The sequence below is a fragment of the Trinickia symbiotica genome (genome assembly GCF_002934455.1).
In the GTDB taxonomy this organism is placed as follows: domain Bacteria; phylum Pseudomonadota; class Gammaproteobacteria; order Burkholderiales; family Burkholderiaceae; genus Trinickia; species Trinickia symbiotica.
In genome coordinates, this window is the sequence record NZ_PTIR01000012.1 from 188,509 (window position 1) to 200,996 (window position 12,488).

Annotated in this window: 9 protein-coding genes and 1 pseudogene; 6 read left to right on the forward strand and 4 right to left on the reverse strand. The window is 62.7% G+C overall.

Features of this window, described 5'->3' with window-relative positions; translation table 11 throughout:
- Nucleotides 1-18: 18 nt before the first annotated feature.
- Together B0G57_RS18355 and B0G57_RS18360 are read right to left on the reverse strand one after the other, a co-directional pair.
- Nucleotides 19-930 carry a DMT family transporter gene (locus B0G57_RS18355; RefSeq protein WP_018444430.1) on the reverse strand — a complete coding sequence of 304 codons (912 nt, stop codon included), beginning with the start codon at nt 928-930 and terminating at the stop codon, nt 19-21.
- 100 nt (nt 931-1,030) lie between these two features.
- Nucleotides 1,031-2,317, reverse strand: a complete 1,287-nt coding sequence (locus B0G57_RS18360) for an aspartate aminotransferase family protein (protein ID WP_399278035.1) — start codon at nt 2,315-2,317, stop codon at nt 1,031-1,033.
- A 236-nt stretch (nt 2,318-2,553) separates the two neighbouring features.
- On the opposite strand from B0G57_RS18360, the gene B0G57_RS18365 reads away from it, so the two are divergent.
- Nucleotides 2,554-3,963: an aminotransferase-like domain-containing protein gene (locus B0G57_RS18365; RefSeq protein ID WP_026230375.1), complete on the forward strand. Its 1,410-nt coding sequence runs from the start codon at nt 2,554-2,556 to the stop codon at nt 3,961-3,963.
- A 38-nt stretch (nt 3,964-4,001) separates the two neighbouring features.
- On the opposite strand, the gene B0G57_RS18370 is transcribed toward B0G57_RS18365, so the two are convergent.
- The gene (locus tag B0G57_RS18370) at nt 4,002-6,323 is read right to left on the reverse strand and encodes an FdhF/YdeP family oxidoreductase (RefSeq protein WP_026230376.1); all 2,322 of its coding nucleotides are present in this window, start codon (nt 6,321-6,323) and stop codon (nt 4,002-4,004) included.
- A 286-nt stretch (nt 6,324-6,609) separates the two neighbouring features.
- Here B0G57_RS18370 and B0G57_RS18375 point away from each other — a divergent pair, with 286 nt between their 5' ends.
- The 4 genes from B0G57_RS18375 (at nt 6,610) to B0G57_RS18390 (ending at nt 10,714) form a co-directional block, all read left to right on the forward strand.
- Nucleotides 6,610-8,037 carry an aminotransferase-like domain-containing protein gene (locus tag B0G57_RS18375; RefSeq protein ID WP_026230377.1) on the forward strand — a complete coding sequence of 476 codons (1,428 nt, stop codon included), beginning with the start codon at nt 6,610-6,612 and terminating at the stop codon, nt 8,035-8,037.
- Between the two features lie 84 nt (nt 8,038-8,121).
- A complete protein-coding gene (locus B0G57_RS18380) occupies nt 8,122-8,412 on the forward strand; it encodes a winged helix-turn-helix domain-containing protein (RefSeq protein ID WP_018444435.1) in 291 nt (96 codons plus the stop codon).
- A gap of 205 nt (nt 8,413-8,617) precedes the next feature.
- Nucleotides 8,618-10,036: a pyruvate kinase gene (gene pyk / locus B0G57_RS18385; RefSeq protein ID WP_018444436.1), complete on the forward strand. Its 1,419-nt coding sequence runs from the start codon at nt 8,618-8,620 to the stop codon at nt 10,034-10,036.
- 204 nt (nt 10,037-10,240) lie between these two features.
- On the forward strand, nt 10,241-10,714 hold the full coding sequence (locus B0G57_RS18390) for a VOC family protein (RefSeq protein ID WP_020566624.1): 474 nt from the start codon (nt 10,241-10,243) through the stop codon (nt 10,712-10,714).
- A gap of 110 nt (nt 10,715-10,824) precedes the next feature.
- Here the strand turns inward: B0G57_RS18390 and B0G57_RS18395 are convergent, their stop codons facing one another.
- Nucleotides 10,825-12,075 carry an MFS transporter gene (locus B0G57_RS18395; RefSeq protein ID WP_083925860.1) on the reverse strand — a complete coding sequence of 417 codons (1,251 nt, stop codon included), beginning with the start codon at nt 12,073-12,075 and terminating at the stop codon, nt 10,825-10,827.
- A gap of 87 nt (nt 12,076-12,162) precedes the next feature.
- Between B0G57_RS18395 and B0G57_RS18400 the strand changes: the two are divergent.
- Nucleotides 12,163-12,488: pseudogene (locus tag B0G57_RS18400) on the forward strand (DUF637 domain-containing protein); the annotation flags it as partial.

Here is a 12,488-nt window from a genome sequence, read left to right on the forward strand (position 1 = left end):
CATTCGACTTCGAAGGCGTCATTCGCGCCGAGCTCCCTCGAACGCGATCAGCGCCACTGCCGCAAGCACGCATCCCATTGCCGACCACTGTGCAGGGCCGACAGACTCGTGCAGGACCAGCGCCGCGAACGCGGCTGCCGATACGGGGACGAACGCCGTGAACGCGCTCGCCTGCGCGCCGGCAATGCGCGCGGCGCCGGCGAACCAAAGGAGGAAGCCGCCGACCGTCGGCACGAGCGCATAGTAGACGACGCCCGCCAATGCCGATCGATCGATGCCGGCTGGGTTCCAGGGATGCTCGAAGAGCGCCGGCACGAGCGACAAGGCGAGGCCGATGCCCGACATCAGCGTGGACATCTGTAGCGGCGAGACGGGCGTCTGCAAACGCTTGTTGAGCAGGATGAAGAAGCCTTCGCAGAATACGGCGGCGAGCACGAGCAGATCGCCGAGCAGCGAAGACGCCGCGAGTGAGGCCGGGCGTGCGCCAGCCGCGGCGGCATCCGCCCTCAGGGTGCAGACGACGACACCGATCGTGGCGAGCGCGACGGCCGCGATCGTCATCGCGCCGGGCCGCTCGCGCAACGCAAGGACGGCAACGAGCGCCGCGACGGCCGGCAGGCTGCCGGCAATGACGCCCGCATCGGTGGCCGAGGCGAGGCGCATCCCGCTCAGCAACAAGACGGTATAGCCGACGCTTCCGCAACCGGATTGCGCGACGAGTAGCCATGCCTCGCGCCGGCGCAGGCGCGGCCAGCGCTCGCCCGTGAGGCGCATCATCGCCATCAAGATAGGAAATGCAATGGCAAAGCGCAGTGCCGTGGCGGAGAACGGCGGCAGCCCATGTGCAATGAGCTTGCTCGCGACGACCGTGCTGCCGACGCCGATCATCGCGAGCGCGCAAAACAAATAGCCAGTCAGGCGTGAACCCATTTACAGACCTCTTCGTCTCGTCGAAAGATGAGCGCGAAGTTAGCCTGCAGCGAACGGGTAATCTTGAACGAAATTGCAGTCGATCTCGTGCGCGTATCGCTCACTGCACGGTAGCGAGCACCTTCCTGACCGTCCCGAAGATCTTCTCGATCTGTTCTTCCTCGACGATGAGCGGCGGCGAGAACGCCACGATGTCGCCCGTGTAGCGGACGAGCACGCCTGCCTCGAAGCACTTGACGAACACTTCATAGGCGCGCGCGCCAGGCGCGTCGGCCCGCGATTCGAGCTCGATGCCCGCGACGAGCCCCAGATTGCGTATGTCCTTCACGTAGGGCGCATCGGCAAGCGCGTGCGCCGCGCGTTCGAAAACAGGCGCGAGGCGACCGGCACGCGCAAAGAGGTCTTCCTTGCGATAGACGTCCTGCGTGGCGATGGCGGCTGCGCTTGCGACCGGGTGAGCCGAATACGTGTAACCGTGAAAGAGCTCGATCGCGCCGGGCAGACCGCTTTCCACGATGGCATCGTGAACCTTGCGGCTCGCGGCCACCGCGCCCATCGGCACGGCAGCGTTGTTGATCGCCTTGGCGAGCGTGATGAGATCGGGCGTTACGCCGAGGAATTCACTCGCCGTCGCGCGGCCGAGCCGGCCGAAGCCCGTGATGACTTCGTCGAAGATCAGCAGAATGCCGTGCTTCGTGCAGATTTCGCGCAGCCGCTGCAGATACCCCTGCGGCGGGATCAGCACGCCCGTCGAGCCGGCCACGGGTTCGACGATGACGGCCGCGATCGTCGAAGGATCGTGCAGCATCACGAGACGTTCGAGCTCGTCGGCGAGATGAGCGCCCCACGCCGGCTGCCCCTTCGAGAACGCGTTCTGTTCGAGGTTGTGCGTATGCGGCAGGTGGTCGACGTTGCCGAGCAGGGAGCCTGAGAAGGCCTTTCGGTTCGGCGAAATGCCGCCGACTGAAATGCCGCCGAATCCCACCCCGTGGTAGCCGCGCTCGCGGCCGATGAGCCGCGTCCGTTGCCCTTCGCCACGTGCCCGGTGATATGCAAGCGCGATCTTGAGCGCCGTATCGACGGCCTCCGAGCCCGAATTCGTGAAGAAGACGCGATCGAGTCCGGCCGGCATGACCTTCGCCACTTTTGCCGCCGCTTCGAACGCGAGCGGATGGCCCATCTGGAACGGCGGGGCATAGTCGAGCGAGGCGGCCGTCTGTTGGACTGCGGCCACGATCTCGTCGCGGCAGTGGCCCGCGTTCACACACCAAAGACCAGCGCAGCCGTCGAGCACTTCGCGCCCGTCGCTCGCGCGGTAGTACATGCCGCGTGCCGAGACGAGCAGCCGCGGCGCGGACTTGAACTGGCGGTTGGCGGTGAACGGCATCCAGAAACTTGCAAGATCGTCGGACGCAGGGTGGGCGGTCACGGCTTTTCTCCTGTTGTAGGGTTTCGATCGGCGCTGCGATCAAACGATGCGAAGCGCGCTCGCGGCTTGGCGACGAATCACTCTAGCGCCCCCCGTCAGCCGATGGACATGCACAGTTATTCCACCGCCCTGCCAACTGTGCTGGTAAATTGGCGTTAACCGTATTGGGAAGTGGAGATGAGAGCGTGGCCGCCTTGATCGATCTGAACCTCGAGCGCGACCGGGCGCGCGCGCCGACGCTCGTCGAGCAACTGGTGCGAGCGTTCGCGCAGGCGATCGGCGCGCAGACGCTGAGGGCCGGCGCCGCGCTCCCTTCGGTGCGGCAGCTGGCGCGCGAGCAGGGGCTCAGCACGTTCACGGTGACTGAGGCGTACGGGCGGCTCGTCTCGATGGGGCTCGTCGCGTCGCGCCCGGGCTCGGGCTACCGCGTCGCTGCACGCGGCGAGGCGACGCGCAGCGAGATGCCGGCCTGGCAGCCGCCTAGCTTGACGGCGACTTGGCTGCTCTCGGACGTCTATGCCGACCATTCGGTGCCGATCAAGGCCGGATGCGGCACATTGCCCAACGAGTGGATCAACGAAGGCGGCCTGCATCAGGCGTTGCGCGCCCTGGCGCGCGTGCCGGCGGCGCGTCTCGCCGACTATGGGCATCCCTACGGTTTCGCGCCGTTGCGGGAGCGAATCGTGGAGCAACTCGATCGCCTCGGGCTGCCTGCGGCGCTCGATAACATCCTGCTGACGCAAGGTGCGACGCAGGCACTCGATCTCATTGTGCGAACGTTGCTGAGGCCAGGCGATGTAGTCATCGTCGAAGACCCGGGCTACTGCAATCTTCTGCAGATTCTGAAGCTGGCCGGCTTGAAGGTGGTCGGCGTGCCGCGCACGCCGACCGGGCTCGACGTCGACGCGCTCGATGCGCTCGTCGTGACGCATCGTCCGAAGGCCGTCTTCGTGAACACCGCGCTGCAAAACCCGACCGGCGCGACGTTCAGCATGGCATCGGCATTCCGCCTCGTTCAGATCGCCGAGCGGGCCGGCATGTGGATCGTCGAGGACGACGTGAGCCGCGAGCTGGCGCCGTCGAACACGCCGCTCATCGCGGCGATGGAAGGATTGCAGCGCGCGCTCTACATCGGCGGATTTTCCAAGACGGTCACGCCCGCGCTGCGTTGCGGCTACGTCGTCGGTCAACGCGACGTGCTGCGTGAGCTCGCGCGGATCAAGATGGCGGTCGGGTTGACGTCGTCCGAGACGATCGAGCGCATCGTCGACAAGGTTCTCGTCGAGGGGCATTACGCGCGACATGTCGAACGCGTCGACGAGCGGCTCAAAGAGGCGCATGCGGCCGTCGAGGCGAGCATGGACGAGTTGGGGCTGGAGATCTTTCATCGACCGCGCGCGGGACTCTTCCTTTGGGCGCGCTTGCCCATTGAAGACGAGCGTGCCGCCGAAGTGGCGACCGAAGCGCTCGGCGACGGCATCTGGCTCGCGCCTGGCTCCTACTTCCGGCCAGATGATGCCGCCAGCGCCTGGTTTCGCTTCAACGTTCCTTATTCGAACGACGAGCGGCTCTGGCGGTTCTTGCGGCGCGTCGTCGGTACCTGATCGTCAGCACCTGAGACCGGCCGCACCCGCCGTCGCGGTCAAGCAGCGAGGGCCGGCGGCGCGGAGCGATGGAGCAGCACGGGTATCGACTTGGAAGTCGGCGTATTGCACACGTCACCCACGCTCGAGAGCGGCACGAGCGGATTCGTCTCGGGGTAGTAGGCGCCGATGCACCCGCGCGGAATGTCGTACTCGACGAGCAGGAACGAATCGGCGCGACGGTCGACGCCGTCGTCCCACACCGTAGTCAAGTCGACCCATTCGCCGGCCTTCAGGCCGAGCATGTCGAGATCGGCGCGGTTGATGAAGACCACTCGGCGTTGGCCGAACACGCCGCGATAGCGGTCGTCCAGCGCATAAATCGTGGTGTTGTACTGATCGTGTGACCGTGTGGTCATGAGCACCATGACGCGCTCCCCGTGGAGCTTCTTCGCACGCGCGATCGGCGTATCGTGCTCGATCGCGTTGACGACGAAGTTCGCCTTGCCCGTGCCCGTCTTCCAGTCGCGCTCGCGCGATGCCACGCGCAGATGGAAGCCGCCGGGGTGTGCGATGCGCGCATTGTAGTCTTCGAAGCCCTCGATTGTTTGCTCGATCGCATCGCGGACGCGCGAGTAGTCGTTCGCCATGCCGAGCCAGTCCACTTTATCGCTGCCGATCGTCGCATGCGCGATGTTCGCCACGATGGCGACCTCGGACAAGAGGTTCTTCGACGCCGGAACGTTCATTCCGTATGAGATGTGGACCATGCTCATCGAATCCTCCACCGTGACGCCTTGCGCAACGCCGCCTTGCTCGTCGATTTCGGTTCGGCCGAGCGTCGGCAGAATCAGCGCATGTCTGCCATGCACGAGATGACTGCGATTGAGCTTTGTCGCGATATGGACCGTCAGGTCGCAAGAGCGCAGCGCATCGAACGTCCTCGGCGTATCGGGCGTCGCGATGGCGAAGTTGCCGCCGAGACCGATGAACACCTTTACGTGCCCTTCGATCATGGCTTCGATCGTCTCGACGACATCGTAGCCGTGCTCGCGTGGCGGCTCGAAGTCGAACACCTTGCCGAGGCGGTCGAGAAATTCCTGCGTCGGCTTCTCCTCGATGCCGACCGTTCGATTGCCCTGTACGTTCGAATGTCCGCGCACGGGGCAGAGCCCCGCGCCTTCGCGCCCGATGTTGCCGCGCATCATCATGAGGTTCGACAGCATCTGCACGGTCGCCACCGAGTTCTTGTGCTGCGTCAAGCCCATACCCCACGTCGCGATGACGCGGCGGCCGTTGGCATAGATGCGCGCGAGCGCCTCGATATCCTCCCGCGGCACGCCCGATTCCGCTTCGAGCGTGGGCCAGCTTTCGGCGCGCAGATCAGCGGCGAATGCGTCGAAGCCGTGCGTATGGGCGTCTATGAAGTCGACATCGAGCACACGCTCCACGCCGCGCTCGCATGCTTCGTCATCGAGCTCGAGAACGCGTTTCGCGACCCCCTTGAGCAGGGCGAAATCGCCGCCTACCTTGGGGCGAATGAACGTCGATGCGATCTTCGTGCTCGACAGCGTCAGCATTTCGATCGGATGCTGTGGGCTCGCAAACCGCTCGAGCCCGCGCTCGCGCAGCGGGTTGATCGAGACGATGGTCGCGCCGCGCCGCGAGCATTCGCGCAGCTCACCGAGCATGCGCGGGTGATTGGTGGCCGGGTTCTGGCCGAAGATGAGAATGGTATCGGCGAGCTCGAAGTCGTCGAGCGTGACCGTGCCCTTGCCGATGCCGACCGTCATCGGCAGACCTCGGCTCGTCGCCTCGTGGCACATGTTCGAGCAATCCGGGAAGTTGTTCGTGCCGAACATCCGCACGAAGAGCTGATAGAGGAATGCGGCTTCGTTGCTCGCACGTCCGGAGGTATAGAAGGCGGCTTGGTGCGGCGAAGAGAGTTTCTTCAGCTCCTCGGCGATCAGCGCGAAAGCGCCGTTCCACGAAATTGGCTTGTATTTATCGGTCAGTGCATCGTAGACCACGGGATCGGTCAACCGTCCATGCTGCTCGAGCTCATAGTCCGTTTGCTTCATCAGCGCTTCGATCGTATGGGCTTCGAAGAACGCTGGCGTCACCCGTTTCGTCGTCGACTCGGCCGCGACGGCCTTAACTCCGTTTTCGCAGAATTCGAACGTTGAGGAGTGCTTACGATCGGGCCACGCGCAGCCTGGACAATCGAAGCCATCGGGCTGGTTTTGCTTGAAGAGCGTCCGGTAGTTGCCGCCCGCGACCTTCTCCTTAATCAGGTTGATCGCGACGTACTTGAGCGCACCCCAGCCGGCGGCGGGATGATGATAGGGCTCGATGCGCCCTTGCGGTTTCGATTTGTCCATGACGTCGGCTCCGATGACTTGTCGCGATGCCGAACGGCGCCTCATGCGGCCGTTGCAGTATTGCCAGATGCGATGGTTGAAGCGTAAGGGCATCGAGGCCTCGCCGGAGCACACACATCGGCGTCCGGAAAAAGAGTACAGTTCTGCGGGATGCGGATCTGCTCTGGAACTGTGCTCTATGACGGTGCACCGAAGCAAGGTCAGGGCGCGGCGCGCATGGATTTTGTGCAGGCAGCCAGTTGCGCCGTTGGCGCGTTACCCCGGGGAAGGACGCGGAACACCTATGGTGAAACTCTACGAACAGCTCGCGAAGGACATCGACGATCTCGTCCAACGCGGCGTTTTTCGCGCCGGAGACCGCATTCCGTCGGTCAGGCAGACGAGCCAGCATCGGCAGGTGAGCATCACGACGGTCATCCGTGCCTATCTGCTGCTCGAGAGCAAAGGGGTGATCGAGAGCCGACCGCAGTCGGGGTACTTCGTTCGCCGCGGTGCGGCCGACGCCGCTGAGCGCGGCGTGGCGGGGTTGCGCCCCTCGAAGCCGCTCGCCGTTTCGTCGAAGGTCGACGTCAGCCGCCTCGTGCTTTCGACACTTCGCTCGATCGGCACCGATGAGGCGATACCGCTCGGCTCGCCCTATCCGGACCCGCGGCTCTTTCCGTTCGAGAAGATCAACCGCTATGCGTACTCGATCGGACGCGACAAGGCGATATGGGGTGTGACCGACGAATTGCCGCCGGGCAACCCCAATCTCATTCGACAAATCGCCCGCCGTTACCACGAGAACGGCATTGCGGTCGATCCGCGTGAAATCGTGGTGACCGTCGGAGCGACAGAAGCGATCAACCTCTGCCTGCAGGCCGTCGGCAAGCCCGGCGACACAGTGGCTGTCGAGTCGCCGACCTTTTACGCGATGCTGCACGCAATCGAGCGCATGGGCATGCGCGCGATCGAAGTCGCGACGCATCCGCGCGAGGGGATCGATCTCGGCTCGCTCGAAGAAATCCTGAAGAAACGAACGATCGCGGCGTGCATGGTCATGCCGAATTTTCAGAACCCGCTCGGATTCCAGATGCCCGACGAGAAAAAGCGCGCGCTGGTCGCGCTGCTGTCGCGTCACGACGTGCCCATCATCGAAAACGACGTCTACAACGAGCTTTATTTTGGCGAGGCGCATCCGAGCGCGCTGAAATCGTACGATAAGAAGGGCATCGTGCTCCACTGCGCGTCGTTTTCGAAGAGCCTGACCGCCGCCTACCGCATCGGGTGGGCAATGCCTGGCCGATATCGCGATCAGGTGGAGAAGCTCAAGTTTCTCAACACGCTGACGACACCGTCGATTCCACAGCTCGCGATTGCCGAGTACCTCGAAAAGGACGGCTACGAGCACCATCTTCGCCGGGTGCGCAAGCTGTACCGGCAGCAGGCAAAGCTGACGAAGACGATCGTCGATCGCTTCTTTCCGGCGGGAACGCGTACATCGGAGCCGATGGGCGGCTACGTGTTGTGGGTCGAGCTGCCCAACAAGGTCGATTCAATGAAGCTCTACCAATCGGCGCTAGAACGCGGCATCACGATCGGGCCCGGCTATATGTTCTCGACGTCGAACCGCTACAGCAATTTCATTCGGCTCAACTATAGTTATCAATGGTCTCCCGAGCTCGAGAACGCGCTCGTGACGGTCGGCAAGCTCGTCGCCCATGGCGCGCGATAGCGGGCGGCCGATGTCGATCTGACGGCGGGAGACGCCCACGCGGCACGGTATTCGACTTTCCACAGACGAGCAGAGGAGCGCAACTTGGCCCCCGACGAACAGGTAAAGACGCACGACGACGAGCTCGACCCCGTCGTCATGACCGTGCTCCTGTATCTCTGGACGGCGTGGCAGGAATCGCCCGACAAGCCCTGGTCCCTGCCGAAGCTCGGCAAGCGGACGGACCTGCCCATGAGCACACTGCGCCGGACGCTGTCGCGGTTGCAGGGCGCCGGTCTCGTGGAATTGAGGATGAGCGAGGACGACGAGAGGACGACGGCGGCGCTGAGTTCAGCCGGAATCGAGTTTTCCACTCAGCTTTTTCGCCCCGAGTGAACGGCGCTCCCGCGGTTCACCTATCGGCCGTATCCCGAGCAGTGGACGGCTTCGAGCGGCCTGGTCACGCACCGATTCGATACATCTCGTACATTCATTGCTGACTGCGAGTGGGCTTATCGCATCTCTCGAGCAGGACTAAAGTTTTGCGTCGGCGTAGGCGCTGCCCTATGCGAGGCGCAGGCGACATGAGGAGAGATGCAGGATGAAGCGTGAACGTAACGCGAAAATCATCGCGACGCTCGGGCCGTCGAGTTCCGACGGGAAGACGATTCGGCAACTGTTCGAGGCGGGCGTGGATGTCTTCCGTCTCAACTTCAGTCATGGCACTCATGACGACCATCTGCGGCGCTTGACGGAAATCAGAAAGCTCGAGAAGGAGAGCGGCCGGCCGATTGGCGTTTTGCTGGACCTGCAGGGGCCGAAGCTGCGGCTTGGCACGTTCGAGGGCGGCAGTGCCGAGCTGCGCAGCGGCGAGCGCTTTCGGCTGGAGTTGAATTCGTTGTCCGGCGATGCCACGCGAGCGCCGCTGCCGCATCCGGAGATTTTCGAGGCGATCGAGGCCGGGTCTGAGTTATTGCTCGACGACGGAAAGATTCGTTTGCGCGTCGAGCGGAAGGGGAGCGATTTCGCCGACACCGTCGTCGTCGTCGGCGGGCGCATTTCGGACCGTAAGGGAGTCAACGTACCGGCCGTCATGCTGCCGATTTCGGCGTTGACGCACAAGGACCGCGAAGATCTGGCGTTCGGGCTCGAGAACGGCATCGACTGGGTGGCGCTGTCGTTCGTGCAGCGCGCCGAGGATATCGACGAAGCGCGCGAGATCATCGGCGATCGTGCATGGATCATGGCCAAGCTCGAGAAGCCGCTGGCGATCGATCATCTCGATGAAATCGTCGACCGTTGCGACGGCATCATGGTGGCGCGCGGCGATCTCGGGGTCGAGCTGCCGGCCGAGCAGATACCGGAGTTGCAGCGGCGGATCGTGCGTGCTTGCCGGGCGGCGGGCAAAGTGGTCGTGGTGGCGACGCAAATGCTCGAGTCGATGACGAATTCGCCGGTTCCCACCCGGGCCGAGACGTCGGACGTGGCGGGCGCGATCTACGAAGGCGCCGATGCGGTCATGCTGTCGGCCGAATCGGCCAGCGGGAAATATCCGCTCGAGGCCGTATCGATGATGAATCGGATCGTCGAGCGCGTGGAGCGGGACCCGGAGTACAGGTCCGGAATCGATGCCTCACATACCCGCGCACAGTCGACTGCGGCCGATGCCATATGCTGCGCGCTGCGGGAGGTCGTTCAGCTCATCGGTCCGGCCGTGACCGTGACGTATACGTCGTCAGGTTTCACGAGCGTGCGCGCGGCGAGAGAGCGTGTCGCGACCGCGATCATTGCAATGACGCCTTCGTTGGCGGTGGCACGTCGGCTCGCCCTCGTTTGGGGCGTGCATTCGATTGCGTTCAGGAACGCACGGGATGTCGACGATATGATCGCGCTCGCCTCTGAAGCCGCGCGAAGCTCGGGATTCGCGAAACCAGGCGAGTCGATCGTGATCGCGGCCGGCTTGCCATTCGGCGAATCCGGGACGACGAATCTTCTGCATATCGCCAAAGTCGGGCCGTGAGGCGGTTTGCCGCTATGTCGCGGCGGCGGAGTGTGTTTTAAGCGCTGTACTCATTGACGGGTGTGGCTGGAGGGCGATTACTAAAAGTTTGTGGGCGGATGTCGATTCGACGCACTATCGTTCGTCGTGGGTATGGAGCCAGTCGAAGCATCGATTCGACCGTGCGGCTCTTTTCCTCATAACGTTCCAATAGGAGCCATCATCATGTCCGCGACATCCGTCAAGCCGATTCCCGAAGGCATGCATTCGCTCACGCCTCACCTCGTCTGCGCGAACGCTTCCGAGGCAATCGCGTTCTACACGAAGGCTTTCGGGGCGACGGAGCTGTTCCGCATGCCGGGCCGCGAAGGCAAGATCGCGCATGCTCAAATCAGGATCGGCAATTCCCCCGTGATGCTGACCGACGAAGCGCCCGAACAGAACTGCCTGGGCCCCAAGGCGCTCAAGGGTACGCCGGTCAGTCTTTACTTGTACGTCGAGAACGCCGACAAAGCGTTCGAACAGGCCGTGGCGGCAGGAGCGACTGTCAAAATGCCGCTCGCCGACATGTTCTGGGGCGATCGCTGGGGGCTCGTCGAAGATCCGTTCGGGCATCAGTGGCACATCGCGTCGCATACGCGCGATGTCAGCGCTGAGGAAATGCAGAAGGCGATGAAGGAGATGAATTGCCCGGGTTAAGGAGGGGATTGCTCGGTTGGGCATTGTTGTACACGCGCGTCGCCGTCGTTGCCAAGTGCAAACGGCTACGATCGGCGGCGTGCGTTTCGTGCGCGGTTTCTAGCTCGTTGCTAGCCGCCGGTGCGGACTGACGAATTTCGCTGACGCCAGCCGAAAGCGAGCAGCGCGGTTGCCGACATGCCTACCATCGCTGACAGCAGTTGGTAGAGGGCTGGAATGGAGAAATGATCGCAGACCGTGGGTGTCATGAAAATGACGACGCCGACGAAGCTGGTGATAAACAAGCTATTCGCGCGGAAACGGCCTAGGAGGTGCGTGGGGCATTCCGTTAAGAAGCGCGTTTCGCTACGTATGCGGACGAGCGAAAAGGCGGCACCCAACAGGAGGTGCGCCGCAAGCAACGCAGGCAGCCACGGCAAGCGCGGAACAATCGATAAGAGGCCGGTGACAATCACAATGAGGACGAGATCATTGCGGAGGTCGCCGACTCTGACCTTCGGGATCTTCGCCAAGCCAACGCTCGCTGCGAGAGCACCGATCGACCACGCTGCCTCCACAAGAGAATAGCTCCTGCCTGTAAGCCCAAGATGAAGGCTCATTAGCGGGGGCAAGAGTGTATTCGTGGCCTGTCCAATTGCGAATGCCAGCGCGGAGCAGCACGCGATCGAAAACAAGTGATGATGTTTCAGATACAGAGCGGGACCAGCCAAGAAGACCCCGCGCCTCCTGTCCGGTTGATTGACAGCGGCCAGCGTTAACGGCGGCAGGCGAAAGGCGCAAAGGGCGACGAGAAGGAAACTACATCCGGTAATTGGAAGGAATGCACTCCGCCATGACACACAGGAGACGATGTAGCCACCGAACGCGGTGCCTGCGATTAGTGCGAGCTGAGATACGGAGCTAATCGTCGCAAGTTTCTTGATCCGGTCATCTGATGCAATGGTGAGCTTTGTGAAGTAGTCCATTCCGCCGCCGATGACGATGCTCGACACACTGGCAACCAGTGCGACTAAGGCAAGAACGGAGAAGGGTGCGAGCTTAGGCAAAAGAAGATCGATGAAATGGGGGGCCACGCCGCAAAGCAAAATGCCAGCGTGTCCCACCATTACCAACGGTTTTTTTCTTACGCAACGATCGATAAGCGCGCCGATGAACGGGGAGAGCGCAAGGTTAGCCATGCTCGTGATGAGCAGGATCTGACCTGCGGATTCCGTCCGCCCTGTGATTTGCACCGCGGACCATGCGGTGACGACCAGCTGACATCCGATCCTGAAGAAGTTGAGTGCTACGAGCACGACTAGGAGGAGGAAGCCCACCGAGGGTCCCTGCACGTTTGCCGTCGTCGGAGGATCGTTCGTCAAGGGGGCACATTCCTTGTTCGCATCGGTTTAGGATCGGTGGTCAATGTCATCGACAAACCGCAGTTTGCGTATCTCAGTATTTGGCGTCACGTCTATACGCCGCGCGTGAACTCGCCCTCGCAAGTGATTTCATTGAGCTCGTTGATGCTGCCGGGCTTTAATGTGTCGGCACCGAGACAGCTCGGCTCGACACCGACGCTCAAGGCCGGCCAAGCTTCGTACGTCGATGGCTCATTGGGCGCGACGCAGGATCTCTATAGCCCGCAGCTCTTGCTGAGCAATCTGCCGTCGAACCTGCAGCCGAGCACAACGCTGTTCTACTACAACCCGCAGGAAGAGGACCTGTTGCTGCAACAGGCGGCGTTGCAGCAAACGGGCAAGGCGAGCTTCGTCGATGGCTTGTCTTACGACAG

Excerpts from the sequence above, each read along its gene's own strand:
- B0G57_RS18355 (WP_018444430.1), bottom strand. The coding sequence starts at position 930 with ATGGGTTCACGCCTGACTGGCTATTTGTTTTGCGCGCTCGCGATGATC.
- B0G57_RS18360 (WP_399278035.1), bottom strand. The coding sequence starts at position 2,317 with ATGCCGTTCACCGCCAACCGCCAGTTCAAGTCCGCGCCGCGGCTGCTC.
- B0G57_RS18370 (WP_026230376.1), bottom strand. The coding sequence starts at position 6,323 with ATGGACAAATCGAAACCGCAAGGGCGCATCGAGCCCTATCATCATCCC.
- pyk (WP_018444436.1), top strand. The coding sequence starts at position 8,618 with ATGAAGCGTGAACGTAACGCGAAAATCATCGCGACGCTCGGGCCGTCG.
- B0G57_RS18390 (WP_020566624.1), top strand. The coding sequence starts at position 10,241 with ATGTCCGCGACATCCGTCAAGCCGATTCCCGAAGGCATGCATTCGCTC.